Source organism: Streptomyces sp. KR55, assembly GCF_052245645.1.
In the GTDB taxonomy this organism is placed as follows: Bacteria; Actinomycetota; Actinomycetes; order Streptomycetales; family Streptomycetaceae; genus Streptomyces; species Streptomyces flavusporus.
The window spans coordinates 13043-39203 of record NZ_JBQQCE010000022.1; the positions used below are offsets into that span (position 1 = coordinate 13043).

23 protein-coding genes and 2 pseudogenes are annotated in these 26161 nt (G+C 69.4%); 20 read left to right on the forward strand and 5 right to left on the reverse strand.

Annotated features, from left to right (window positions below; translation table 11 throughout):
• Positions 1-6: 6 nt before the first annotated feature.
• A complete protein-coding gene (locus ACTWQJ_RS05375; RefSeq protein WP_443305446.1) occupies positions 7-960 on the reverse strand; it encodes an FAD-dependent oxidoreductase in 954 nt (317 codons plus the stop codon).
• A 10-nt stretch (positions 961-970) separates the two neighbouring features.
• Positions 971-2416: a carph-isopro domain-containing protein gene (locus ACTWQJ_RS05380; RefSeq protein ID WP_443305447.1), complete on the reverse strand. Its 1446-nt coding sequence runs from the start codon at positions 2414-2416 to the stop codon at positions 971-973.
• 246 nt (positions 2417-2662) lie between these two features.
• On the opposite strand from ACTWQJ_RS05380, the gene ACTWQJ_RS05385 reads away from it, so the two are divergent.
• Genes ACTWQJ_RS05385 through ACTWQJ_RS05430 form a run of 10 tightly spaced genes read left to right on the forward strand, consistent with a single transcriptional unit; the run spans position 2663 to position 11870 of the window.
• Positions 2663-3145 carry an ATP-binding protein gene (locus ACTWQJ_RS05385; RefSeq protein WP_443305448.1) on the forward strand — a complete coding sequence of 161 codons (483 nt, stop codon included), beginning with the start codon at positions 2663-2665 and terminating at the stop codon, positions 3143-3145.
• A 44-nt stretch (positions 3146-3189) separates the two neighbouring features.
• Positions 3190-3420: a hypothetical protein gene (locus tag ACTWQJ_RS05390; RefSeq protein ID WP_443305449.1), complete on the forward strand. Its 231-nt coding sequence runs from the start codon at positions 3190-3192 to the stop codon at positions 3418-3420.
• A gap of 18 nt (positions 3421-3438) precedes the next feature.
• Complete coding sequence (locus ACTWQJ_RS05395) at positions 3439-4500, forward strand: glycosyltransferase family 4 protein (RefSeq protein ID WP_443305450.1); 1062 nt, start codon at positions 3439-3441, stop codon at positions 4498-4500.
• Entirely contained in the window at positions 4497-5495 is a 999-nt protein-coding gene (locus ACTWQJ_RS05400; RefSeq protein ID WP_443305451.1) for a D-2-hydroxyacid dehydrogenase, read from the forward strand. Before ACTWQJ_RS05395 ends, ACTWQJ_RS05400 begins: the two co-directional genes overlap by 4 nt.
• Before the next feature lie 3 nt (positions 5496-5498).
• A complete protein-coding gene (locus tag ACTWQJ_RS05405; protein ID WP_443305452.1) occupies positions 5499-6608 on the forward strand; it encodes a radical SAM protein in 1110 nt (369 codons plus the stop codon).
• Positions 6608-7726 (forward strand): hypothetical protein, encoded by a 1119-nt coding sequence (locus ACTWQJ_RS05410; RefSeq protein ID WP_443305453.1) that lies wholly within the window; start codon positions 6608-6610, stop codon positions 7724-7726. Before ACTWQJ_RS05405 ends, ACTWQJ_RS05410 begins: the two co-directional genes overlap by 1 nt.
• Before the next feature lie 16 nt (positions 7727-7742).
• Positions 7743-8534, forward strand: coding sequence for a radical SAM protein (locus ACTWQJ_RS05415; protein ID WP_443305454.1), 792 nt, complete (start codon positions 7743-7745; stop codon positions 8532-8534).
• A 17-nt stretch (positions 8535-8551) separates the two neighbouring features.
• Complete coding sequence (locus tag ACTWQJ_RS05420; protein WP_443305455.1) at positions 8552-10267, forward strand: carbamoyltransferase C-terminal domain-containing protein; 1716 nt, start codon at positions 8552-8554, stop codon at positions 10265-10267.
• A 5-nt stretch (positions 10268-10272) separates the two neighbouring features.
• Positions 10273-10887: an HD domain-containing protein gene (locus tag ACTWQJ_RS05425; protein WP_443305456.1), complete on the forward strand. Its 615-nt coding sequence runs from the start codon at positions 10273-10275 to the stop codon at positions 10885-10887.
• Positions 10884-11870, forward strand: a complete 987-nt coding sequence (locus tag ACTWQJ_RS05430; RefSeq protein ID WP_443305457.1) for a glycosyltransferase — start codon at positions 10884-10886, stop codon at positions 11868-11870. The genes ACTWQJ_RS05425 and ACTWQJ_RS05430 overlap by 4 nt, the downstream gene beginning before the upstream one ends.
• 7 nt (positions 11871-11877) lie before the next feature.
• Here ACTWQJ_RS05430 and gltX read toward each other — a convergent pair whose 3' ends face one another.
• Positions 11878-13251, reverse strand: a complete 1374-nt coding sequence (gltX, locus tag ACTWQJ_RS05435; protein WP_443305458.1) for a glutamate--tRNA ligase — start codon at positions 13249-13251, stop codon at positions 11878-11880.
• A gap of 1783 nt (positions 13252-15034) precedes the next feature.
• Between gltX and ACTWQJ_RS05440 the strand changes: the two are divergent.
• The 3 genes and pseudogenes from ACTWQJ_RS05440 to ACTWQJ_RS05450 form a co-directional block, all read left to right on the forward strand.
• A pseudogene (locus ACTWQJ_RS05440) lies at positions 15035-15447 on the forward strand (heavy metal translocating P-type ATPase); the annotation flags it as partial.
• 34 nt (positions 15448-15481) lie between these two features.
• Positions 15482-15580: pseudogene (locus ACTWQJ_RS05445) on the forward strand ((2Fe-2S) ferredoxin domain-containing protein); the annotation flags it as partial.
• Positions 15581-15796: 216 nt separating this feature from the next.
• Entirely contained in the window at positions 15797-16105 is a 309-nt protein-coding gene (locus ACTWQJ_RS05450; protein WP_443305459.1) for a hypothetical protein, read from the forward strand.
• Positions 16106-16233: 128 nt separating this feature from the next.
• Here the strand turns inward: ACTWQJ_RS05450 and ACTWQJ_RS05455 are convergent, their stop codons facing one another.
• The gene (locus ACTWQJ_RS05455; protein ID WP_443305460.1) at positions 16234-17040 is read right to left on the reverse strand and encodes a recombinase family protein; all 807 of its coding nucleotides are present in this window, start codon (positions 17038-17040) and stop codon (positions 16234-16236) included.
• 194 nt (positions 17041-17234) lie between these two features.
• Positions 17235-18764, reverse strand: a complete 1530-nt coding sequence (locus tag ACTWQJ_RS05460; RefSeq protein WP_443305461.1) for a glycerol-3-phosphate dehydrogenase/oxidase — start codon at positions 18762-18764, stop codon at positions 17235-17237.
• A 938-nt stretch (positions 18765-19702) separates the two neighbouring features.
• Between ACTWQJ_RS05460 and ACTWQJ_RS05465 the strand changes: the two genes are divergently transcribed.
• The 7 genes from ACTWQJ_RS05465 to ACTWQJ_RS05495 all read left to right on the forward strand — a co-directional run.
• Complete coding sequence (locus ACTWQJ_RS05465) at positions 19703-19951, forward strand: hypothetical protein (RefSeq protein ID WP_443305470.1); 249 nt, start codon at positions 19703-19705, stop codon at positions 19949-19951.
• A gap of 150 nt (positions 19952-20101) precedes the next feature.
• Positions 20102-21202, forward strand: a complete 1101-nt coding sequence (gene hppD, locus ACTWQJ_RS05470) for a 4-hydroxyphenylpyruvate dioxygenase (protein WP_443305462.1) — start codon at positions 20102-20104, stop codon at positions 21200-21202.
• On the forward strand, positions 21199-22362 hold the full coding sequence (locus ACTWQJ_RS05475) for an alpha-hydroxy acid oxidase (RefSeq protein ID WP_443305463.1): 1164 nt from the start codon (positions 21199-21201) through the stop codon (positions 22360-22362). The genes hppD and ACTWQJ_RS05475 overlap by 4 nt, the downstream gene beginning before the upstream one ends.
• Before the next feature lies 1 nt (position 22363).
• Positions 22364-23281, forward strand: a complete 918-nt coding sequence (locus ACTWQJ_RS05480; protein WP_443305464.1) for a phytanoyl-CoA dioxygenase family protein — start codon at positions 22364-22366, stop codon at positions 23279-23281.
• A complete protein-coding gene (locus tag ACTWQJ_RS05485) occupies positions 23278-24600 on the forward strand; it encodes an aminotransferase-like domain-containing protein (protein ID WP_443305465.1) in 1323 nt (440 codons plus the stop codon). Before ACTWQJ_RS05480 ends, ACTWQJ_RS05485 begins: the two co-directional genes overlap by 4 nt.
• On the forward strand, positions 24597-25550 hold the full coding sequence (locus tag ACTWQJ_RS05490; protein WP_443305466.1) for a DMT family transporter: 954 nt from the start codon (positions 24597-24599) through the stop codon (positions 25548-25550). Before ACTWQJ_RS05485 ends, ACTWQJ_RS05490 begins: the two co-directional genes overlap by 4 nt.
• Positions 25551-25631: 81 nt before the next feature.
• The coding region (locus ACTWQJ_RS05495; protein ID WP_443305468.1) for a prephenate dehydrogenase/arogenate dehydrogenase family protein at positions 25632-26161 on the forward strand (530 nt) is incomplete at its 3' end.

Here is a 26161-nt window from a genome sequence, read left to right on the forward strand (position 1 = left end):
GTCAGATCACTTGGCGGAGAGCAACGCCCGAGTCTCCACGGCACACCCCCACGACAGCGTGACGCCGGCGCCTCCGTGCCCGTAGTTGTGCACGACCACGGTGCCGTCCTCCCACAGCTGACCCTCCACACGGACCGTGGCGCGGGTCGGTCGAGCGCCGATCCGGTGCTCCAGGACGCGGGCCTGGGCGAGGCGGGGTTCGATTTCGACGCAGCGGGCGAGGATGCTGGTCGCCGCCTTGTCGTCGGGTGCGAGGTCGCCCTCGTCGTCGATCGCTGTGCCGCCCAGGACGACGGTGTCCCCGTGGGGATAGAAGCACAGTAGGTCCGGCGAGAGGCCGGTGTCCTCGGAGAAGAACTCGGTCAACCCGGGGTTGGTGACGACGACGTGCTGGCCGCGGATGGGCCGGAGGTCAGGATCCGGCACCAGGTCGCGTGCGCCGAGACCCGCACAGTTGACGATCACCGAAGCCGGACCGGCGTCCGCGAGCGAGGCCAGCTGACGCCGCTCGACCGCTCCACCGACATCACGTAGCCGGCGCAAGAGGTAATTCAGATAGGTGGGCATATCGATCAGCGGCACAGTGAACCGGTAGCCCGCCGTGAACCCGGCCGGGAGCTCAGCAGGCTCACAAGGCCGGAAACCCGGCAAAGTCGTGGCCCAGTCCGGCGCGGCCTCGGCCATGCGGGACGCCTCGATCCCACTTGTGTGCCGGACACCCGTCACCGGGTCCTCGGCCAGCTCCCGAAAGACCTCCAGGGACCATTGTCCCCACTGGTCGACCTTGTCTTTCGGCTCGACCAGGTACGGTCCCCACATCGCCCCGGCCGCCAGCGACGTGACACCAGGAACCTGCTCGGCGATCACACGTACCGAAGCTCCGGCCTCGGCGAGAACAACAGCCGTGGTGAGCCCAGCCACCCCAGCCCCGACAACGACAACGCGCTCCCCTGCGGTCATGAACCTGACCCTAACCGCCGGGTTGCGTTGACGGGGCGTGTTGGGCGAGGGCGTCCTCCAGGGCCGGCAGGAAGCCGCGCACGTGAGGGTTGCGCTGTCGGCGACGGAGATCGGCGGCAAGCTGGTGGAGCAGTGCCGCGCTGCGAGGTGAGCGCACGACATCGAGGCGGTCGGCAGCGATCTGGCCGATCTCGCAGGCCGCTTCAAGGTCTCCGTGGGCGCTGTGTCCCAGGGCCAGCCAGGCTCCCTCGAACATTGCCCTGCGCTGGCTCGGGTCACCGCGCGGGACGTCGTACGCCCCGTCTCTGAGCATCTCGGTCCCCTGGGCGAGGAAACGACGGCTCTTCTTCCCGCTGTCCGACTTCTGCTGTGCACGACCCATCTGGATGAGGCCGTAACCAGCCTGGCAATCCAGGTGGTTGTCGGTGAGGAAGTACATCCAGCGGGGGTCTTCCTGGCGGCCGTTCCGGCTTGCGATCAGTTCGCGGGCGGCGCCGCGGGTGTGGGCGAAGTCGTTGTCGCGGCCGGCGGCAGCGTACGCGTAGGCGAGCCGGGAGAGGACAGATGCCCGGACGGCCGGCGGGGCGGCATCGCTCGCGCGGCGAGCGGCTTCACCGAGGGCGATGGCGTCCGCGGGGTGTCCTCGGCTCGCCGCCTGGAAGGAGAGGTCGCCGAGGATGTGGGCACACAGGGGAAGATCGTTGACCTGGTGCGCTGCCCGCAGCGCAGTGACGAAGTAGCGCTGCGCCAGTCCGTGATCGGCGGCGTCGAAGGCCATCCAACCGGCCAGCTGGCCGATCTCCGCGAGCGCGCGGATCAGACGGCTCACGACAACAGGAGAGTGACCGCCTTCGCGAATCAGCAGCCCGACAGCCCGAAACTGGGCTCCTATGTAGGGCAGATGACGTGCCCCTCCGTGCTCGTCGTCGAGCAACTGGAGCATGGGAAGGTGCTGCTCCACCTGGTCCACGAGCGGATCGGTGCCGAGCGACGACGTCATCCGAGGCGTGTACTGGCCGCGTCCTGCGGTGCCGTCGAGGTACTGGGCGACGATCGCGAGGAGTCCCGCACCCGAGATCGCGAGGAACCGGCGACGGTCGACAAGCCCTCCCATCACCCAGTCCTCCACGATCGCCTCCATGCCCTGCCCGTTCCAGGGTCGCGCGAGATCCGTGTCCGCAGGGACGAGCGCTGACGAGTCGCCCACACGGCCTTGCCACAGTTCGGCCACCGAGACATTTCTACCCAGCTCCTGGGAGAGCACGTAGGCGGCCATCATCGGCAACGGCGAGCGCGGCAGGGAGCCGGCATCCCGCCAGTGGTACGGCGCTGACTCGGCCACCGTCCCCGCGCCGAACACCCTGTTGAGCTTGCGAGCGAGCGCCTTCGGGCTCCACCCAAGTTCATCGAGGCACCCCGCCAGTACGACATTGGGTTCCCCTGTCTGCGGTGCCACGCGCGACCACCTCTCGCCCCAGTGGTTCGTCCATCACTTCACCGGCTCCCCATGGTGACGCTCTCTGGCAGACGAATCACCGCCGTCTCAAGGAAGTTGACCGAGTTGACCCACTGATCGGGTCCTGTGTGACCGGCCCCTTCTTGTGTTCTTGGATCCCGGCGGAGGCGCCGCCTCCCACGCCGACGGAGAAAGAGGTGGGCCTTGAGACAGGACACGAGCGCCTCCAGAGGCCGACCGGGCGGTGTGCTGGAGCGCGACGCCGGACGACCGGCCTCCGCCCACGGTTACGGGCTCGCCGATGGCGACGGCACGATCACGCTGATCACGGATCTGCCGTACGGGCCGGAAGCGGCCGAAGTGGCTCGGGGCGCCGTGGCGCTGGCACTGCACGGCACTGAGACGGACATGCTCGATGATGCCCGCCTGATCGGGTCGGAGCTCGCGACGAACGCGTTCGTTTCGGGCAGTCCGCCGTTGGTTCTGTGCGTCGACCGCAGGAGTCTGGCCAGCGGCGGCCTGGAGATTGAGATCACCGTCACCGACGGCGGCTGCTCCCGCCCCGTGCCCGCTTCTCCTACCGCTCCCAGTGAGCAGGCCGAATCAGGACGGGGACTGATCATCGTCGATGCCTTGGCCGATGCCTGGTCGCTGACGACTGGCACCAACGGCTCTCGTGCCTGGTGCCGACTCACCCATAGGCCCCGCTCTTCGTCCGCCAGCGCCTGATGTCCACGCCTGCAGAAACCCGTCCTCCAAGGAGGCACCACATAGTGCGCATCGACCATGCGACCCCACCACCCTCGCCCACGGCTGTGCCGGAGGCCCCTCGCCAGCCCCGAGTCGTCGTCGCTCTCCACGAGGGCTTCTTCGGCGCGGAGTCGGGCACCGGCTTCAGCAACCGCGCCTTCCTCACGACTCTGGCCCGTCTGCTGCCGACAGGCCGCCTCGCGGTGATCACCCCGCACGTGCCGGAGACCGCGGGAGCGCACAATCAGCGGTAGGCCAGCGAGGTGCGGCAGATGCTGCGACAGGCCGCAGCCGAGGTCATCACGATCCCGAAGGTCCAAGCGCCGCCGGACTCGGTCCGCGGCTCGATCCAGCTGTGCGACCTGGCGGGCGAGGCGGCCATGCGCATCGCTGCTCGCGCGAGCCGGTGCCTCCTCATCGGCCTCGACATCCCCTTCCTCGGGCTCGCCCCCTACACGCCGCCGACCACGGACCTGCTGCTCGTACCCCGCTCCACGACCGCGCTGACGCGGCCCAAGGATGTGTCCCGCGTCCGCTGGGAGCGCGACGCCCTGCGAACGGCGACCCTCCGAGGCGGGCGCGTCGGGGCTATCTCCTCCCACATGCGAGGTCACCTCATCGTCAACTACGCCGTCCCTCGGGCGAGCATCGTGAGCATCCCGAACGGGCTGATCCGTGAAGAGATGGTCAGGCCGGCCATAGCTCTGCCTCTGCCTTTCAAGGCCCGCGCCGGATTCCTTCTCGCCATGGGCCGCGCCGTGCCGACGAAAGGCTTCGAAGACCTCCTGGAGGCGTTGCGCATCCTGAAGGAACGCGGCGTCCACGTTCCTCACCTGCTGCTGGCTGCCGTGACCTCGGAGGAACACGAGTGCCCCTCCTCGTACCAGCAAGACCTGGCGGCACACATCCGCGCGCACGATCTGGACGCGACTCTGATTACTCGCTTCACCCCCGCGATCCGTGCCTGGCTGCACAGCCCGGCCCTGCGCGCGGTCATCGTTCCCTCTCGTGAGGAGCCCTTTGGGCGGATACCCCTGGAGGCGTTCGCAGCCGGTGCGGGCCCGGTGGTCGCGACCACCGCCGGCGGACTGGCTCAGACCGTCATCGAGGGCGAGACCGGCTTCACGGCCGCACCGCAGGACCCCAGGTCCCTGGCCTCTGCCCTGCACCGCGCCCTGACCGTCCTGCCCCGAGAACGCGATCGGCTCCGGAGCGCCGGGGCGGCCCTGGTGCGCTCTCGCCACGACTACGACGCCAGCATCGGTTCCGTCATGGACCGCATCGCCCCTTGGGCGCTGGCGCAGTCAGCCATCGCGGAGGGCCGAGCGCGATGAACCGGCCGGTGGTGTTGATCAGCCTGGAGTCCCCGCACTCCTTCTGGCGGTTGTCCTCCGAGCACGAGCGTGCACTGTCCGCCGCCTTCCCCGGCATCGAGTTCCGCAGGGCGACCGAGGAGGCCGTACCGCACCAGCTGGCCGACGCACACGTCTACTTCGGGTGGCGATTCGCGCCCTCGTGGCTGTTCGACGCCCCTCATCTGAGGTGGATCGCTTCCCCGGCCGCCGGCACTGACTATCTGCCCGTCGCCGAGGCGCACTCGGTCGGGGTGGCTCTGACCCGCTCGTATGGATTCCACGGCAGGCCCATGGCCGAGCACGCCATGGGCCTGATCCTGGGTTTCTCCCGCGGGCTGTTCATCAGCCAGCGCGTCCAACGGAACCGTGCCTGGTGGAAGGACGACCTGGCCGAGGAGTTCTTCGACCTGGCGGGGGCGATGATGACCATCGTCGGCTGCGGCAGCATCGGACGACACCTCGCCCAGGCCGCTCGGGCCTTCGGCATGGACGTCGTAGGAGTACGCCGGACACCACCCGCGGCTTCCGAGGGCGGGATCACGTGGGTGCACACGACGGCGGTGCACCAGGCGGTCTCCGTCGCCGACGTAGTGGTCAATCTGCTGCCCGCGACCCCGGCCACGGGCCGCTACTTCAACCACGACCTCTTCTCGGCGTGCAAGCCCCGGTCTCTCTTCCTCAACCTCGGCCGCGCGGCAACCGTCGACCAGTCGGCCCTCCTGGCCTCCCTCGACACCGGCCACCTGCGCGGCGCGGCCCTGGACGTCTTCGATCCGAAACCGCTGCCTGCCCGTCATCCGCTACGGCTCCACCCCCGGGTCGTGCTCACCCCGAAAAGCTCGGTGTTCTGCCGCACGTACATGGACGAGGCCGTGGCGTTCTTCGCCGACAACCTGCACCGCTACCTCGCGGGCCGACCGCTCAACGGCCTGGCCGAGGTGCCCGCTACCCGCGCTCCGCTCGTAGGAGGCTGACCGATGCCCACCGCACACCACCGCGACCTGGCCGCCGCCTTCGCCGCGGCCGGCCGCAACCACCCCTACCTGGCCTTCACCCTGAACTCGCTGTGCAACCTGGACTGCGTGTTCTGCAAGCCCCGGTGCATGCCGGACTACGGGCACAAGGACCGTCCCCTAACCGCCTCCGACTACGCGGCCATCGCCGACGAGGCGGGCGCCTGGAAGATCAGGAAGGCGCACTGCTCCGGCGGTGAACCGACCCTCCGAGCGGACATCCTCGACGTCATCGCGGGCCTCTCCGACGGCCTCGGGCCCGACGCCGCGATCGGCATGACCAGCCACGGCAACCTGCCCCGGGGGCTGAGCGTCGAACAGCTCCACCGCGCCGGCCTGACCTACCTCAACCTCAGCCTCCACAGCCTCGACCCGGCGCGGTCCGCCGCGATCATGGGCGGCGGCGACCCGCGCACCACCCTGAGCACCCTCGACGCCGCCCTCTCCCTCGGCCTGCGAGTGAAGATCAACTGCGTTCTTCAGCGCACCTACCTGGACGACGCCTTTGCCGTGGCCCAGCTCGCCCGCGACCTGCCTATCGCCATCCGCCTGATCGAACTCCAGAACATCGGCCCCGCCCAGGCGCTGTTCGACACCGAGTTCATCATCGAAGCGGAGGTCCGCGACCGTCTCCAGGAGTGGTTCGCGAACGCCGGCGAAGTCCCCCGGGACCAGCTGGGCGTCCGCAGCCCCGGGCAGTACCTCCGCCCCGACGGCTGGGCAGGGTCGATCGGCTTCATCTCCAACTCCAGCTGCGCCACCTGCTCCGACGCCAACCGAATCAAGATCACGCCCACGGGGGTGGCGCGTCCTTGCATCCTGCACAACCGCGACATCCCCCTGAAGCCTCACCTCGCCGACGGCACCCTCGGCGACGCCTTCGCCCACCTCTTCCAGGCCATGCTCAACCGCAACACCAACGACGCCTGGCAGGGCTTCCACTACGTCGACTACGACCTGCGCTGGGACCGAATGGAGCGCCCCGAAGGCACTCCGGTCCTGCCCCTGCTCCCCGTCCTCCCCACTGAAGCGGCCAGCCCCTCCTGCACCCGCGCCTCCACCGGGGAGCGGTGATGGTCGTGGCCGACGCGCCGCCTCTCTACCAGGGACTCGGTGCTCTGTACGAACGCGAGCTGGACGCCCACGGCGTCGGGGCCGTGATGCTCACCCACAAGTGGCAGCCGGCCGACCTGCTGGCTCCGCACTCCGACATCGACGTACGCGTCCTCCTCCTCCAGGCACCGGCGGACTGGGAAGAGTGGAACCACCGCCTGGCCGCCGCACACACCACCGCCGTCGACCGGGAGGTCTCCCATCGACGTCTCCTGGAACATCCGCCCGGCTTCGCGTTCACCGTGACCGAGGCGGACGGGCGACTCGTTTCCGCGCCCGAACTCGCGACCTGGTCACTGATCAGCGGGAGCGCCCGGGACTTCCAGCGCTGGAAGTCCCGAGCCCAGATGGCGCCCTGGTGCGAGATCGATGAGCGGTTCTACCGGGGAATCCTCCAGGCCCGGATGGGCGGCCGATACCAGCTGGCTGCGGACAGTACGGACAACGTGGTCGAGGACATCGCCGCGTACCGGCGCCACTGCGTGGCCTGGCACTACCTCGCCCCCTGCTGGTTCGCCGCCGCCGCACTCGCGACACGGACCCGCTGTCCCGGAAAGACGGCCGCCCTAACCCAGTGGCGGCCAGAGGGACTGGACGGATACGCCGAGCTGTTCCTCCGGCACTCGGAGCACCGCTCCGATGCCCGCCCACGCAGTCCACGCCACCTGCTCCGCGCGGCCCATTTCGCCCTGGAGGCGGCCATACGCCGCGTTGCTGACGGGGACCGCACCGGCGACCAGGGCCAAGAGCACGCCCGTATCGCCTGGGTGATGACCGCCGGGATGCTCCGCGTACGCATCGCCCGCTGGCTGTACTACCTCGATCCGCCGCCCGGCGTGGCGACCGAGTACCTGATCCGGCGGGAGGCGAAGGAACTACGGTCCGCGGCGCAAACCCTGACCGCGCTCGCGGCAGACGAGACCACTCCCGCCCAGCGACTGGCCGCCCGGATGACGGCGCTGATCCCCACCGGACTGACCACCGCCGACACTCTGCGCGTGACCCTCGCGCGCTGGCACCAGCAGAAGACCACCGTCCAGGACTTCCTCAGCCTCACCCCCGATGACGTCCACCTCTGACCCAAGGAGTCTCGCCATGACCGCGCGTGCGCCGGTGCCCCGTACCCTGAAAACGGCGAAGGTCAAGATCACCACTAAGTGCAACCGGCACTGCGACTTCTGTATCTTCGCCGACGGCGCCCAGGGCGAGAACATGTCCCTGAAACTGTTCTCCACCATCCTGACCCGGCTGGAGACCATCCCCTTCCAGCAGCTGCACATCAACGGCGGCGAACCCACCGTGCACCGGGACTTCCCGGCACTCAGCGACGCCGCCCGCACGCGGCTGCCGGACAAGGTCATGGTCCTGGGCACGAACGCCATCACCCTGGCCCGCAACCAGCCGATCATGGACGCGACCCTCCGCTCCTACGACCAGATCCTCATCGGCTGCGACGACGAACACGGGAACTACGACGAGGTGCACGCCGTCGTGCCCCGCCTCCGCGAAGCCGGCAAGACCGTGGTCATCAATAGCGTCCTGGAAGGCATCAGTTCCACCCGGCTCATGCAGCTCCGGACGCTGTGTGACAAATACGGCGCCATCCACGTCACCAACCACGTGCACCACGTCGACGTCGGCCAGCCCGCGAACGAGCTGCGCGGCCTCTGCGACCGCTACCTCGACCAGCACCTGATGATCGAGATGGACGGATCCTGCTACCGCTGCTTCAACGCCATGGCGAAGGACGACAGCGAATTCAGCATCTGGGACGAGGACTTCGCGGCCAAGGTGTTCGCACCCAGGGGCCACCACTTCCGGTTCTGCCTGCGCTGCCACGAATACACCGACTCCGGCGCCGCACTCGTCCCCGCCCTCACCGTCTGATCGGGAGGTACACCACCATGCCCGCAGTCCTCGGACTGAACTTCCACCACGACACGGCCGCCGCGTTAGTCGTCGACGGCCGCATCTACGCGGTCGAAGAGGAGCGCTGGAGCGGCGTCAAGCACAACCACCCCACCCGCAAGGGCACGCTCACCGCCCCGACCCGCGCGCTCCAGTGGTGCCTGGAGGCAGCCGACATCGAACCGGAGAACGTGGACGCCGTCTGGGCCGCCTCCATGCGTCCCAACCCCGCGGCCGGCTGGTGGCTGGCCGAGGAGCGGGAGGAACTCGCCGTCCTCCTGCCCGCCCCGCTCGGCGAACACCTCCGCCTCCTCTCCCACCACACGGCCCACGTGCTCTCCGGCTACCTGCTCTCCGGGCACGAGCACGCAGCGGGCCTCGTCATCGACGCCGGCGGCTCCTCCCTGGGCTCCGACGTCGGCCCGGGCCGGGAACGCATCACCGGGTACGACCTGTGGCCCGATCGCATCGACCGCCTCTACCAGGGCATACCAGCCGTCGTGCCGGGCCCGGTGGGGCCCCGGCGCGTCCACTCCTCCCTCGGGCACTTCTATCGGAATCTCGCCCGGCGGGTGATCCCACCCGGCGACGAGCCCGAGGGCAGCATGATGGCGCTCGCAGCCTTCGGCGATCCCCAGCGCTACGGAGCGCACATCCGCGAACTGGTCCGGCTCGGTGACGAGGGCGAGGTCCGCATCGATCACCCGTGGGGTTCGGCGGACAGCAGCACACCGCTGCTGCTCGATGGCCGGGCCTGGACCGCCGACAACGTCGCGGAACAGCCGGAACACAAGCGGGCCGACCTGGCCGCCGCCGTCCAGGAGGTCTTCGCCGAATCGGTCGTCCACATCGCCCGCCACCTGCAACGACTCACTCGGGCCTCAGCGTTGGTGTTCTCGGGCGGATGCGCCCTGAACTCCCACCTCAACGGCCATCTGGCCGCCGACAGCGGCTTCGATACCCTCTTCGTCGCACCAGCCCCGCACGACGCCGGCACAGCCGTGGGCGCCGCGCTCTACGGCTGGCACTACCAGCTCGGGCAGGAACGCCTGCCGGTGCCCACCGACGCGGCCTGGGGCCCCGATCCGGGCGCGCTGCCAACGACAACGGTGCCGTCCGGCTACCACGCCTTGCCCCACCTCGGGCCCAGACTGGCACCCACGGTGGCGGCACTGCTCACCGAGCACCGCATCGTCGGCTGGGTGCAGGGACAGCTCGAATTCGGGCCGCGTGCCCTCGGCCATCGCTCGATCCTCGCCCACCCCGGTCACGCCGCCACGCGCGACCGGCTCAACGCGATCAAGAAGCGAGCGGCGTACCGCCCGTTCGCACCGGCCGTCCTCACCGAGCACGCCACAGAGTGGTTCATGTCGGCGGCCGACCCCTTCATGAACCGCGTCGCTACCGTCCGACGGTGCCGAGCCGACCGCATCGCGGCGGTCACCCACCACGACGGCACCGCCCGCGTCCAGTCCGTCGCCGCCAACCACCAGGGCCTGCGTGACCTTCTTGAGCAGTTCCGCGACCTCACCGGACTGCCGCTGCTGCTCAACACATCCTTCAACCGCAAAGGCGCCCCGATCCTGCGGACCGCTGAGCAAGCCGTGGCAGCGGCGGTAGACCTGCGCCTCGACGCCCTCGCCGTCGGGGACACCCTGCTGCTCGCCGACCACGTCCCCGACCCCCGTGCCGCGTCCCTTCGTACGAGGTGAGGCGGATGAACCCCATCGATCTCGACCACGTCCTGACCGTGCTCGGTGCCGCCGCGTGGAGTCCGGACAAGCAGTCCCGCGCCCGCGTGGCCGCCGGCCTCGCTCTCACGGTCTACGACGGCCACACCCGCGACCAGGGCACGCCATACCTAGAGCACCCGCTGGCCGTCATCAGGCTCTTGCGAACGGAGATCGGCGTCCGCCGCCCCGAGACCCTCCTCCTCGCCCTCCTCCATGACGCCTTAGAGGTGGCCCCTGAGTCGGAGGCACTGCTCGTCCATCACCTCGGCGGCCCGTTCACCGCCCGCCTGCGTGCCATGACGGCCGACCACCGCCTCGAACAGCGCCCCAAGTCCGTCGGCGACGAAACCCGCTGGCGCGCCAAGCAGGCCGCGCTCCCACCCGAAGACCTCCTCATCCGGCTCGCCGACCGCCTGCACAACCTGCGCGACCTCGGCGCGTCCCCGAACCTCGACCGGCGCCGACGGTTCCTCCAGACCCTGGGCGATTTCCACCTCCCCCTCGCCGACTCAGCCCGCAGCCTCGGCCCCCATCTGGAGACCATGCACGCGCGACTGCACGCCGAGTACGTCCGACACATACAGGAGGTACGTCCGTGAAACGGGTCGTCTACTCGATGGAGCCGGTCGGCCGGACTGGCGGCCGGGTCTACCTACGGATGCTCCACGAGGTGACGGCCGACGACGTGGAATGGCGCACCGTCCCAGACCACAAGCGGACTTACCGAGTCCGCCGCTGGCGCAAGCTCCGCCACCTCGTCCGCCTGGCCCCTTCCATACGGGCGCTGGAGGGCACCTCCGGCACCTTCGTATGGGACGACCTGAGTCTGCTGCTGTTCACGCCCGAGATGCGCGCCCGCACGGTGTTCCTCCTGCACCACTATGAGCCGTTGCAGCATGACTCCGCCCCAATCGAGGCCATGCTCTGGGAGCGACTCTTCCGGGTCCTGCCGCAGTGCGCCGCCGTCGTGTGCGTCGCCCCGTACTGGGCCGACCAGCTCCGCGCCCGAGGCGTCCGCAACGTACGGGTGATCTACAACGCCTTCGACATGACCGAGGTCGAGCAGGCACGCGGCTTCGACCGAGCCGAGTGCCGCGCCGAGTTCGGCCTGCCGCCGGACGTGATCGGCGTCTACGCGGGCAAGGCCGTGCACTGGAAGGGGACCGAGGAGGTCTCGGCGGCCCTCGCCGGCGCCCCCGGGCTTCGGGTGATCACCAGCGGCAGCAACACCATCGGCCTCGACAGCGCGCACTACGACGTGGAGCGCGAGCGGTACCTGCGACTGCTGCGCGCCTGTGACGTCGGCGTCTTCCTACCCCGGATGCGGGAAGGCTGGAGCCGCTGCGCGGCCGAGGCCCTACTGCTCGGCCTGCCCTGCCTCATCCGCCCGGTGGCCGGCCTGGGCGACCTCGCCACGCTGACCGGCCAGCCGACCCCGGAGCTCCGCCGCCTCCCGGCACAGGTTCGGGAACGCGCGGCATCACGCCACACCGAGGCCAAGGCGGCGTACGAGGCCCTGGCCCGGTTCGACCTGAACTACTTCGGCAACGCCTGGGGCAACCTCCTCGCACAGGTCGCCTGACCAGCGGCTACGCCTGCGCGGCCAGCTTCTTGGTCGCGGCGTCCAGACGGGCCAGCACGCGGTCCCGGCCGAGCAGCTCCATCGACTCGAACAGCGGGAGTCCGATCGTCCGGCCGGTGACCGCGATCCGGATGGGCGCCTGGGCCTTGCCCAGCTTCAGCCCGTGCTTCTCACCGACGGCGAGCAGGACGGCCTTCAGGTCGTCCGCCTTCCAGTCCGCGACGGTGGCCAGCTCCGCGCGGGCGTCCGACAGGATGTCGCCGGCACCCGCCTTCATCGCCTTGTTCCACGACGCCTCGTCCTCGACCGGCTCGTCGAGGAACAGGAAGTCCACGTAGCTGGTGATCTCGGAAAGCAGCGCCAGCCGGGTCTGGGCCAGCGGCGCCGCTGCCTCGAAGACAGCCTTGTCGAACGCCTCCGGCCGCCAGGGCACGTACGGGGCGACGAGCCAGGGCGCACAGGCGGCGGCGAACTGCTCCGGCGATAGGGCGCGGATGTACTCGCCGTTGAACGCCGTCAGCTTCTTCACGTCGAAGAAGGCCGGCGCGGTGTTGACGTCCTCGATTCGGAAGAGCTGCTCCAGCTCCTCGTACGGCCTGATCTCCCGGTCGTCACCCGGTCCCCAGCCGAGGAGCATGAGGTAGTTCACCATCGCCTCGGGCAGGAAGCCCTCGGCGAGGTAGTCCTCCAGCGCCACCTTGTCACGGCGCTTGGACAGCTTCTGCCGCTTCTCGTTCACGATCACCGGCAGATGCGCCCACACGGGCGGCTTGGCGCCGAGCGCCTCCCACAGCAGCTGCTGCTTCGGCGTGTTCGACAGGTGTTCCTCGCCTCGGATGACCTGCGTGATTCCCTCATCCAGGTCATCCACGACGTTGGCGATCAGAAAGACCGGGGACCCGTCGCCACGGGCGATCACGAAGTCCTCGATCGCGCTGTTCGGGAACGCCGGCTCCCCGCGGACCAGGTCGACCACGACGGTCTCACCCTCGTCCGGCGTCCGGAACCGCAGCGCCCGCCCCTCCTCGAAGGCCAGCCCTCGGTCCCGGCAGAACCCGTCGTACCCGAGGTGCTCCGACCCCGTGCGCTCCTTGAGCTGCTCCCGGGTGCAGTTGCAGTAGTACGCCCGGCCGGCCGCGAACAGCTGCTGGGCCGCCTCGCGGTGCCGGTCGGCGTTGTGCGACTGGAAGTACGGCCCCTCGAAGGCCAGGTCCTCGCCATGGATGCCGATCGCCGCAAGCGCGTTGATGATGCCGTCGACCCACTCCGGCTTGTTCCGGGCCGCGTCGGTGTCCTCGATCCGCAGGACGAATGTGCCGCCGGACTGTCGCGCCACCGCCCAGTTGTAGAGAGCGGACCGTGCACCCCCGACATGGAACATGCCGGTAGGGGACGGGGCGAAACGAACGCGAACCGGGGCAGTAGACATGCGCTCCAGGGTACCGACGCCGGACCTCCACCCCGGACCACTCGTCCTACCCAGCGCCGACGTTTTCGGCCTTACTCACTCCCGGACGGGTGCGTCGTCAGCCCAAGGGCTGCTGCTGGAGGATCACTCAGGTACGACTCCAGTGGCGGATACGGGGGCTCTTGACCGCGGATGCGCTCGTACCACGGAAGCACGCCCCCGTTGCATCCCCAGCACAGCAATCCCCTGATGCATTGGCCGCAGGACTCGCCTTTGCCGGGGCAGCACTTGTGGTCGTGATCAAGGTGCAGGCCATCTCCAGCGGGGTGGCGTACTGCCGAGTGGTGTAGGAACCCGAACCGCACCAGTCCGTGTAAGGCCCAGTGCCGAAGGGGTCTTCGCGCCGTCGAGTCGCCCTCCACGCCAACCAGCGAGCGGTGCTCCGCGATCGTCATGATCCGCGGGCGCATTGCCGTCGTGGCTCGCGGAGTCACGGGATCCGCGTCGCAACCTCGCTCGGCGGGACGCCACCTGCCCCTGCCCCTGGTGTGCCGGCCTGGCAGGGAGCGCGGAGGCTCCGCCGACACGCGACACCACCTCCAGGCCGCCCGATCGCCCGCCGCGCCGACCGCTGCCCAGCCCGCCCCCACTCTCTCTTTTCCTTGCTTCGGGGAGGCTGCGAGAGGCGCATAGGGGGATGTCAGGCCCCCGACCACGCCGTGACAGGCGTGGTGACCTGCACAGACGTGAGGCCGACCGAAAAGCTCGCGTAAGAGATGGCGCAAGAGTTGATGCGAGAGATGGTGCAAGAGTTGGTTCCGGAGATGTTTCCATCCAGCCAGGTCAGAAGCTGACGACGGTCAGCGCCTCGCCGACTGCCACGGCCTGCTCGATCGCCCGGGCTGCGGTCCACTGGCCCGTGCTTGTCCTGCTCCGGCAGTTGCCCCGCAGTCGTCCACATGGATGCCGCGGTGACCTTGTAGCAGTGACCGGGCCGGACGGCCGAGGTGGCCGCCTAACGGCGGCCGCAGCCCGGCGAGTCGGTCACCCTCGCGGATCCGCGGTAAGGTTCCGGGCCGGCGCGCGTGATGGTGGTGCCATCATCCATGCTCCAGCAAGTTCGAGGTCACCTCAGCGATCGCGGTCACCGGGATGCCGGCCGTGCTCCCGCCGGCGGTCTGCGGCCCGTAGCTCTGCGGCCTCTTCGTCACCCACACCAGCATCCCCGACCGTGTACCGGCCCGCGGAGCGGGAGCTGGCGATCGCCGGACCGGTCAGTCATGGAATCCACCGCGCGCTGGGCGAGGGACTCGGGATCGATGGCAGGGTGTGCAGGCCCGTGCTCGCCGTCCGGGATCCACACCACATCGCTGTGCCCCGTGCCGGGGGACAGCACTTGGCAGGCGGCGCCCTTGCTGCCCCTCTCTTGCCCTTCCGGCCAGCCAGGTTGGGGACACACAATGCGTCACAAACGACTCAACCCCATTGCGCAGGCCGACCGCGGGGCTCTTCCGCCCTGCCCACCCCGGCCAGGCCCCGACCACGGCAGGTCATCGGACTGCGCAGCCCGCCCGGCTGAATTGCGCAGCCGGGCGGTGATTGCGCAGCCTCCGACCTGCGCCTGCGCAACGACTCGTCGAGGGGCGGATGCGTAGCCGGTCGAACAGGCCGGTCCAGTCCAACCACGGGCGCGAGCAAGGCAATTACGCAGCCCGACCACGCCCAGCAGAACCCCAACCATCAAGGCCCAGCCCCGGACAAGGCCGCCGCGGTCCGGGACCAGGAGCAGACCGGACGCAAGCTGCTCGTCCTCGGCGACGGCGTCAACGACGCGCCCGCCTGGCCGCCGCCCACACCGGAGTCGCCATGGGCCACGCGGGCTCCGACCTCGCCCTGGAGACCGCCTACGCGGTCGTCGTCCGCGACGAACTGGCCACCGTGCCCGCCGTGATGGCCCCTCTCCCGCCGGGCACGCCACCTGGTGGTGCAGAACCTGGTCGTCGCCGCCGTGTTCATCTCCGGCCTGGTCGTCTGGGATCTCGTCGCCACCCTGCCGCTGCCGCTCGGCGTCCTCGGCCACGAGGGCTCGCCGTCATCGTCGGCCTCCATGGCCTGCGGCTGCTGCGCGAGACCGCGTGGACGCGGGCCCGCGCGCAGGGCTGCCGGTGACACGACATACCCGACGGTCAGCCGCACCGGGCGCGAGGCGGCGGACCGCTGCACGGTCACCGTCTGCCGGGGCTGCTGCTGCGGCACGGCGAAGATCCCGAACATGGATCACGCCGCACAACTGGAGGCGCTGGGACGAGCAAGCTGGCACCTCGTCGGCCGGGTCAGTCGGGCGCCGTGGCGAGCGGTACTGCGTGCGGGCTGGTTCCAGACCGCTCTGCATCGCATGGTGGGTCGTGTCCGGCAGACCATCGACGGTCGCCCTGTGTGAGCAGGTGGCAATCGCGCGTGCGGTTGTCGTCCGTCGTGCGGCACGGGATGCTGAGGGTGCACGAAGGGAAGCGGTGCCATGGATCGTTTTCCGAAGGCGGCCAACGTCGATTTCCACAGCCCTCTGGAGCTCTCCAAGGCCGCCGCCGCGGTGCCGCTGTCCCGCTGGACGGCCCCGGAATTGGCCCGCGAGGCCGTCGCGCGGGGGATCGCGGCCTTCGTGTCGGCCTCCACCATGCGCCGCTGGCTGGCCCAGGATGCACTCAAGCCCTGGCAGCACCGATCGTGGATCTTCATCACCGACCCGCACTTCCGCCTCAGGGCCGCCCGGGTGCTGGAGCTGTACGCGCGCCGCTTCGAGGGCGTCGCGCTGGGCGCGGATGAGTAGGTCGTCAGCGCGGACGAGAAGACCTCCATCCAGGCTCGCTGCCGCTGCCCACCCCACCCTCGCGCCCGGCCAGGCACGCGAAGCCGCCGGATCATGGGTGTTGGGAGAACTCTGGGATTCTTCGCCGGTCACAGTTCCACAGTTCCGCGGACCGTGATCCGCCCGGGCGCGAGCACGGCCTTCGCCTTCAGCAGGTTGTCGGCATCGGAATAGACGAGTTGCAGTCCCAGAGAGCGGAACACCCGGGCGAGTCCCTCGCCCCTGGCCTCCCGGAGCGCCTCCCCGTAGTGGTCGGCCGCCTCGATGACCAGAGCACGGAAACGACCGGGGCTGGGATCCCCCGCAAGTGCCAGGAGGCTGTGCGGCGTGCAGACCGTGCTTAGCCACGCGGTGAGCGGCCTGAGTGCATTCCTCTCCCGCAGGTACACATTGCGGGGATGGCTGCTGCGGTTCGCCGTCGCGTGCTCGGCCGGCAGCCGGCACCGGTAATAGGGCTCCGCGTTGTTCCAGGTCCCCTGCATGAGCCGGTTGCATCTGGTGCACCGCATCAGGCCCCGCAGCAGGTACCGCTGTTTCCCGGTGGCCGTACCCGGCTCGCGCTGGACCCGGCGGCGGGCGACGAACATCCGGTGTACCTGATCGAACACCTCGTATGGGACGATCGCGCCGGACACCGCATGCTCACCGGCCGTGCCATCGGGCGCGGGGTGATCGGCGTAGCGCGGGTTCACCAGGATCGCGCGCACCGTGCCCTTGGACCACGCCGCCTCGGGCAGCGTCGCGCCACGCCCGTACGCCCCCGGGCTGGGGATCGCATCCAGGTTGAGGCCGTCCGCGATGCGCTGGAGCCCCTTGCCGGACAGATACTCCCGGAAGATCCGCCGGACCACCGGCGCGGTCCACTCGTCCGGGACGAGTCCCTGTCCTGCCTTCACTTCCTCCTCGGATGTCGCCGGCCGGTAGCCGTATGGTGAACGGCCGCGCAGCCGTGCCGTCGGCACCACGGCAGCAGGTCGGGTGCCCCTGTCCGCGCCAGGGCTCCTCCTGTCCAAGGTCCGGCCTTGCTCAGCGTGCAAAGATGACGCTCCCCCGTGTTCTTGCTTTCCTGGCACAAGTCGCGTGACCCCGGTCAGCTCCCGATCAGCTCGCAGACACGCTTGCGGATCTCGGGGGTGTCCAGGCCACGGACGGCGAGCGTGGTCCGGCGGCGCAGCACGTCGTCGACGTCGTACCCCCACTCGTGGTCGATCGCGTAGACGACCTGGGCCCAGATGCCGGGACCGTCCGGGTGCACACGCTCCAGCAGGCTCGGGTCCTTCACGCCGAGCGCGAGCACCTCATGGCTGCGCGAACCGTAGTGGCGCACCAGGTGGGCCACTACGTCCTCGGGCAGCTCGGGCATCGAGACGCGCCCGAGCCGCTGGACCGGCTCCGGCTGCGCCGCCCCCGGAAGGAGTGCTGGGCCGGTCTCCACCTTCAGGTCGGGGAGGAAATGCCGGATGCGGTCGAGCACCATCGTGCCGATGCGCCGGAAGGTCGTCCACTTGCCTCCGGCGACGCTCACCATGCCCCCGGGGCCCGTCGAGACGACGGTCTCCCGCCTCGCGTTCTTGGTGTCCCCAGTGCCTCCGGGGAGCACCCGCAGCCCGGCGAACAAATACACGATGTCGGACCTGCTCAGCTGCCCTTCGGGGATCGCCTGCCCGATCTCGCCGAGGATCTGGTCCACATCGGCTTCGGTCGCCGCCACGCCCGCGGGGTCGCCGAGGTACTCCTCGTCGGTGGTGCCCACGAGGAGGTGGCCCTCCCACGGGATCGCGAAGGAAACGCGCACGTCGTCGATCGGGACGGTGATCGCAGCACGCCACGGCCCGTTCCGCCTCGCGACGAGATGGGCGCCCTTGGACAGCCGCACGCTGGGCACGCCCCCCGGGTCCTCCATCCGCCGCAGGTGGTCGACCCACGGTCCGGTCGCATTGACGACCACCTTCGCGTCGACACCGAACTCCGTGCCGTCGAGGCGGTCCCACAGCTCGACTCCGCTGACCTGGCCGGAGGTCTTGCGCAAGCCCATGACCTCGGCGTGGTTGAAGAGGACCGCGCCCGCCTCCGCGGCGGCCCGCGCGGCGGTCATGGCCAGGCGGGCGTCACTCATCTGGTGATCCCCGTACAGGCCGCACGCGCGGAGGTTCTCGGTGCGCAGTGCGGGCACGCACTCGCGGGCACGGACGGGTGAGATCACCCGGCCGACGCCATCGTTGAACAGGGACAGGGCCGAGTACGTCCCCATGCCCGCGGCGATCTTCAGCCGGCCGTGCGGGCCGCCCGAGTACAGCGGTACGAGGAACGGCAGCGACCGGACGTGGTGCGGTGCGGCGTGATTGCCGAGCGCGCGCCGCTCGGTGTGGCTCTCGTGGACGAGCTTGATATTGCCCATGGCCAGGTAGCGCAGGCCGCCGTGGGCCAGCTTGGAGGAGGCGCTGGAGGTCGCGGAGGCGAAGTCGCCCTTGTCGACGAGGGCAGCGCGCCGACCGGAGCGGGATGCCATCCATGCGATAGCGATGCCGACGATCCCGCCGCCTCTCACCACCAGGTCGAACGTCCCCTTGCCGAGGATCTCACGGGTCAAGCTCCGCTGTTCTGCGAGTGCGTCACGCATGGATGCGTCTCCTCTGCCGTGCGGTGGGACAGACAAGCCGGCCGCCCGCTACCCGCTGACGGTAAGGAGGCCCTCCTGAGGGCACGGCTCGTCAGCTCCCGCCGTGTTCTGCCGGATTCGCCGACTCGTGCGCCGTCATGACGACCTCGCTCGTCCTGAACAGTATTCGACAATGTCGTACGGCAATCGTCAAACGTTGAGCCGTGGTTGATGGGGGGTCGGAATACCGCTGCCTATCGATCTCGCCCCGCGGGCGGTCTAGCCTCCCAGTGACTCGGAAGCGTGCAGGAGGATCTGATGGAGCCCGTCGTCATCACCGGCTGGGCGTGGTGTGCTGCCTCGGCGACACCGCGACGGGACTCCGGAACGACATGCGGTGCGTGGTGCATCGGTCGGTGCCTGCGCCCGGTTCGGCCCCACAGCCGCGCCGTCCCGCATGGACGCGTGGCGAACAGTGCACGTCAGGGGTGTAGTACCGTCACGGTCCGCCAGATTGCCCACGGCCTGTTCCGGGACCTCGGCGTCCACGTAACGCGGGGCTGCACGCCTGCGACCGAGGGCCTTTCCTGGGCCCTGCGACGTCCTTCACGATCCATCAACTCGCCATCCACAGCCCCCCATTCGCCTTGTCGCGCCCTGTGCGACCACACTGCGACACATGCTTGACGGGACCGGGGTCGGTGGGTTTTGCTTCCCACGGCCGTTCGGCAATGTCGTACTACGTTCGCAGCACGCGACAAGGCACTCGCGCAGGTCGCTGACGCAAAACCTCCGGGTCGCACAGCGCTGTTGGAGGACCGATCCGCACACCCGAAGGAGGACACGGTCATGAGCCGGAATCAGGAGCACCTCAGCGCACTGGATTCGACCGTCGGGGACGGCGATCACGGCCGCAGTGCGCGGCGGCGCTCGGCGCGGCACTCGACAGGCTTCAGCAGCTGGGCGCAGCGGTACCCGGCGACAAGACCGTGATCGACGCGTATGCGCCCGTTTTCAGGGCGTTCCATGACGCGGCGCACTCCGGCGCCGACGTCCGTACGGCGCACACGCGGCGGCCGAGGAGGCGGCCGAGCCCGGTATGCGGGCCAACTCCAAGACGCAGGCCGAAAGGACTGGGCGTCGTATCCGGGACTGCGCAGCATCGACCGCAAGGACCCGGATGCCACTTTGACCGCCTGCGAGCCTGACGACTTCTTGCTATCACCCCCGACAACCCACCGCTGTCGGCCGCTCTTCGCCCGACCGCCGCCGGGCTACACCCGGCGCCGGACATCGGGGCGCGCTCCCGTATGCCCCCTCTCCTCTACTCCCTTGCCTCAACGAGCGATTGGATCAACGTGACTGTCCATTCCGTCGACCATGTTGAGTTCTTCGTGGGGGATGTCAATCAGGCATCCCATTACTACAGCCGTACCTACGGGTTCCGAGTGGTGGCCGAGGCGGGCCCGCTCACCGGGCTTGCCGGGGCCCGCTCGCTGGTACTGGCGCACGGCGGCGTCCGCCTGGTACTGACGTCCCCTCTGCACGCCGACCACGCAGCCTCGCGGTTCGTCCGCAGGCACGGCGACGGCGTGCGCGATGTGGCCCTCCGGTCCACCGATACGGCCGGCGACTACGAGCGGGCGCTGGCCGCCGGGGCCGAGTCCGTATCGGAACCGGAAACCTTCGAGGACGCCGGCGGCCGGGTCATACGGGCCACCATCGCCGCGACCAACGACCTGGTACACACGTTCGTCCAGCGTGACGACCCGTCAGGCGCCTTTCTGCCGGGGAGGTATCTGCCCGTGACCGACGAGCTCGCGCCGGAGCCCGAGCTGCTGCGATCCGTCGATCACCTGGCTCTGTGCCTGCGCGCCGGTTCGCTGGAGACCATGGTCGACTTCTATCAGCGGGCGCTGGGGCTACGGCATACCTACGACGAGTACATCGTCGTCGGCGGTCAGGCGATGGCCTCGAAGGTCGTGCAGGACGAGACCAGGGGTGTCACCTTCACCATGGTGGAACCGGACCCCACCGGCGACCGCGGTCAGCTGAACGACTTCCTCGACGCATTTGACGGCCCCGGCGTCCAGCATGTGGCCTACAGCACCGACGACATCGTCAAGGCCGCCCGCGAACTGCGGGCATCCGGCGTCGAATTGCTCTCGACTCCCGTCGGCTACTACTCCGCGCTGGCTGATCGCGGTATCGACGTGAACATCGACACCGAGGTGCTGCAGGAGCTGGGCCTGCTGGCCGACCGGGACGAATGGGGCCAGCTGGTGCAGGTCTTCACTCGCTCCCCGTACGCCCGCAGGACGGTGTTCTTCGAGCTGATCCAGCGGCTCGACGCACGGACCTTCGGCAGCGGCAACATCAAGGCCCTCTACGAGGCCGTGGAGCGCGAGCGCGCTGAGGCCGCCGTACCGGCCGGCGCCGCGGCGAGGACCGGCGGGTGACCGCGCTGACCGAGCCGCAGGGCGGTCGGCAGGACGTGCTGCTCTCCCCGCAGGACTACGAGGCGGCGGCACGCGCCCGGCTCGACCGGCCCGTGTGGGACTACATCGCTGGCGGCAGCGGCGACGAGGTGACCCTGCGGGAGGACCGTGCGGCATACCACCGCTACCGGCTGCGTCCCCGTGCCCTCGTCGATGTGTCCCACTGCGAGCTGAGCACCACACTGCTCGGCGGGCCCGTGGATTTCCCCATCGGTATCGCGCCCATGGCCTACCACGGTCTGGTCCATGCGGACGGCGAGACCGCCACCGTCCGCGCGGCCGGTGCGGTGGGCGCGCTCACCATCACCAGCACCTTCGCCAGCAGGACGCTGGAGGAGACCGCACGGGTCGGGACCGGACCGCTGTGGCTGCAGCTCTATGTGATGCGTCGCAGGGAGGTCACCGAATCCCTCGTACGACGGGCCGAAGCCGCCGGCTACCGAGCCTTGGTGATCACCGTCGACACCCCCCGGATGGCGCGTCGGCAACGCGACCTGCGCAATGGCTTCGGTCTGCCCTTGCATATCCGGCCGGCCAATCTCGACCACAGCCACCGGGCCGGGCTGCACCGGGGCCGCTCCGGTGGCTCCACTCTTGCCGAGCACGCCGCGCAGCACCACGACGCCGCGTTCACCTGGGACGACCTGGCCTGGGTGCGCTCGCTGACCAGCCTGCCGCTGGTGCTGAAGGGCGTACTCACTGCGGAGGACGCCCGGCGGGCGGCCGGACTCGGGATCGAGGGGCTGATCGTTTCCACGCACGGAGGCCGCCAACTCGACGGTGCCATACCAGCATTGGACGCGCTTCCCGAAGTCGTCGCGGCCGTGCCGGACCAGTGCGAAGTCCTCGTCGACGGCGGCATCCGCCGCGGCGGCGACGTGCTCAAGGCGCTGGCGCTCGGGGCCCGCGCGGTGCTCGTCGGCCGTCCCGTCCTGTGGGGCCTCGCCGTCGACGGCGCGAAGGGCGTCGAACGGGTCCTGACCACCCTCCGGGCCGAGCTGGAAGAGGCGATGGCGCTGACCGGCCGGTCCCGGCTCGACACCGTCACCCGGGACCTCCTTCACCCTTTCGCAGACCTCACGTACCACCCCACCCTCAACACCTCAACGACAGGGACATGACATGACAGCGAACGACGCACCCTTCACGCTGACCGCCGCAGAACAGGACCTTCTGCCGTCCGACGAGGAGGTGCGGTTCTACCAGGAGCACGGCTGGTATCTGTCGAAGAAGCTGTTGACCGATGAGGAGGTCGACCTGCTGAACTCCGCGGCCGACCGCTTCTACGCCGGCCACCGTGACCGCACCCTGCCGAAGCGTCCGCCGCGCCTGGCGTACTGGGAGCCCGAGCAGGGCGATGTGCACCGGCACAACGACTACATCTTCTACGAGGACGACACCATCCGCGGCATCCTGTCCAAGCCGGTCATCGCGGCCGTGGCGGCACGGATAGCGCAGACCGGCCAGATACGCCTGTGGAACAGCACGCTCATCCACAAGCCGCCGCGTGCGGACGACGCCCGCAACATCGTGCCCTGGCACTTCGACCGCCACTACTGGCAGACCTGCTCCTCCGACGAGATGCTCACCGCCTTCATCCCCTTCCACGACTGTGACGAGGAGATGGGGACGATCACGATGATCGACGGCAGCCACCGCTGGAAGGAGACCGGCGGCGACGATTCCACCAGTCGCCACTTCGCCGATCGCGACCGGTCGGAACTCGAGGAGATGCTTGCGGAGAACGCCGCGTTCAACAACGCGGAGGTGAGCAAGACGCCGGTGAACATCCCCAAGGGACATATCAGCTTCCACCACTGCCGCACCTACCACGGCAGCGGCCACAACGTGAGCGACCGTCCCCGCCGCGCCATCTCCTTCCACCTGCAGGACCGCACCAACCAGTGGCGGCCGTACGAGCTGTCCTCCGGCGAGCGGGTCGTCTACAACAACGATGTGCTCGTCCGCGCGGACGCGAACGGCAACCCCGACTACACCGACCCGGACTTCTGCCCGGTCCTGTGGGAGGACCCGCGGTGACCCAAGGTCCCCCCACCACCGTGCTGTCGGCCGATGAGCTGCACGCATCGCTCGGTGACCCGCTCATGGAGGTGATGAATTTCCTCAACGAGGTCACCTCCCGCTATCCGCAGGCGATCTCCTTCGGTCCGGGGCGCCCGTACGAAGGACTCTTCGAGGTCGAGCGGATCGGTGACTACCTCGACGCCTACACGCGGCATCTCTCCGAGGAGCTGGGCCGGACCCCCGACGAGGTCCGCACCATGCTCTTCCAGTACGGGCGCACCAATGGCCAGATCCACGACCTGGTGGCCCGCGTCCTGCGCAACGACGAGGGCATCGAGGCGGACCCCGATTCCCTCGTGGTCACCGTGGGCTGCCAGGAGGGCATGTTCATCACCCTCCGCGCCCTGTTCACCGGCCCCTCGGACGTCCTGCTGGTCTCCTCTCCCAGTTATGTCGGGATCACCGGAGCGGCCCGGCTGCTGGACATCGAGACAGTGCATGTACCCGAAGGCGAGAACGGGGCCGACCTGGAGCTGCTGCGGCGGACGGTCGCCGAGCTGCGTGCAGCCGGAAAGCGGCCGCGCGCGTTCTACCTGGTGCCGGACTTCTCCAACCCCACCGGCACCTGCCTGCCACTGCCCGCGCGTCGCCGCCTGCTGGACCTGGCCGAGGAGGAGGACCTGCTCCTCCTGGAGGACAATCCGTACGGCTTCTTCACCCGCACCGGCACCGGCCTGCCCACCCTCAAGGCGCTGGACAGCCGGCGGCGGGTGATCTACCTCGGTTCCTTCGCCAAGACCTGCTTCCCCGGCGCCCGGGTCGGCTATGTGGTCGCCGACCAGCGCGTCCAGGCAGCAGACGGCAGCCACGGGCTCCTGGCGGACGAACTGTCCAAGATCAAGGGCATGGTGACGGTCAATACGCCGGCCATCAGCCAGGCGGTCATCGGGGGCATGCTCCTCAGCCACGACTTCCGCCTGCGGGAGGCCAACAAGCCCGCCGCCGACTTCTACCGGAACAACCTGACCGTACTGCTCGATCGTCTCGACCGGCTGCTCCCTCCGGGGCGGCGCGAGGCGGCCGGAATCCACTGGAACTCGCCGGAGGGCGGATTCTTCCTGACCCTGACGCTCCCCGTTCCGGCGGACAACGCACTGCTCGAAGAGTCCGCCCGTGAGCACGGAGTGATCTGGACGCCCATGAGCTACTTCTATCCGGACCGGGGCGGGGGCGGCCGGCACCAGATGCGGCTGTCCCTCAGCTGTCTGACGCCGGAGCAAGTGGCCGAGGGAGCCCGTCGGCTGGTGGATCTACTGGAACGGAGCTGCCTGTGAACGCCGTACTCTACGGCGTGACGGTGCTGATCTGGGGTTCCACCTGGCTGGCCATCAAGGGCCAGCTCGGGGACGTACACCCCACGGCGTCGATCGCGTACCGGTTCGCCCTGGCGGCCGTGATCCTGCTGGCGTGGGCCCGTCTGCGCGGGCTGCCGCTGCGCTATCCACTGCGCGTGCACGGCCAGTTCGCCCTCATGGGCGGGCTGATGTTCTCCACCAATTTCGTCTGCTTCTATTTCGCGGAACAGCATCTGACCACCGGTCTCGTCTCGATCGTCTTCGCGATGTCGCTGGCGGTGAACATGGTGTTCGCCCGCTTCTTCTTCAAGCGCACCATCACGGCGAAGATGCTCATCGGCGGGGCGGTCGGACTGCTGGGGATCTCGACGGTGTTCTGGCCGGAGTTCCAGAACTTCGGCCTCTCCTCCGGCTCGGGCCAGGGCATCGCGCTCTCGGCACTCGGCACCTTGGTGTTCTGCCTGGGGAACGTGGTCTCCGGCAAGACCCAGGCCGCCGGCATCCCGGTGATTCAGAGCACGGGGTACGCCATGGCCTACGGGGCGCTGCTGATGGCCCCGTTCGCCGCGTTCCTCGGCAGGGGCGCCCTGTTCGACCCCACGCCGCTGTACGCGGGCTCGCTCGTCTACCTGGCCGTCTTCGGCTCAGTGGTGGGATTCGGTGCCTATCTCACGCTGCTGGGCCGGATCGGCGGCGAGCGCGCGGCGTACGCGATGGTGCTCTTCCCGATCGTGGCGCTGCTGCTGTCCACGATGTTCGAGGATTTCCACTGGACCGGGCGGGACCTGGCGGGCGTCGCCCTGATCCTGATCGGCAACGCCGTGATGCTGACCGACCCGGCGCTGCTGCGGCGCCTGACCGGCAACCGGTTCCCCGCGCAACCGGCGACATCGACGCAGCCGGCGGCAGAGAGCGCAGCCGACCGGTAATGCCCTCCCCGCAGGCCCGTCCGCATATCGGATGGGCCGGGGCGGGCCGCCGTCCATCTCACCACGGTCGAGGAGCGACCCTTGCATACCGCTGCAGTCGTCGGCACTGGTCTCATCGGCACATCGATCGCGCTGGCACTGACCGGCCGCGGCGTGACCACCCACTTGATCGACCGCAACCCCGACATCGTGCGCATCGCCGCCGCACGAGGAGCGGGGACGCCCGAACCGCCTTCGGCACCGGTGGACATCGCCGTCATCTGCGTCCCACCGTCGGCCGTCGCCAAGACCGTCGCAAAGCACCAGAAGGCCGAACTGGCCGCGGTATACACGGACGTGGCGAGCGTGAAGGCGCTGCCCTACGCCGAATGCCTGACCCTGGGATGCGACACCACCGCTCTGGTGGGCGGGCATCCGCTCGCCGGGCGGGAACGCTCCGGGCCGCTGTCGGCCCGCGCCGATCTCTTCCGTGACCGCCGCTGGGTGCTCACTCCCACCCCGGAGACCAGCGAGGACACACTGAACCGCGCCCTGGAGCTGGTGTCGCTCTGCGGTGCCGTCCCGGTACTGCTGGACCCACCCGACCACGACCGCGCCGTGGCGCTGACCTC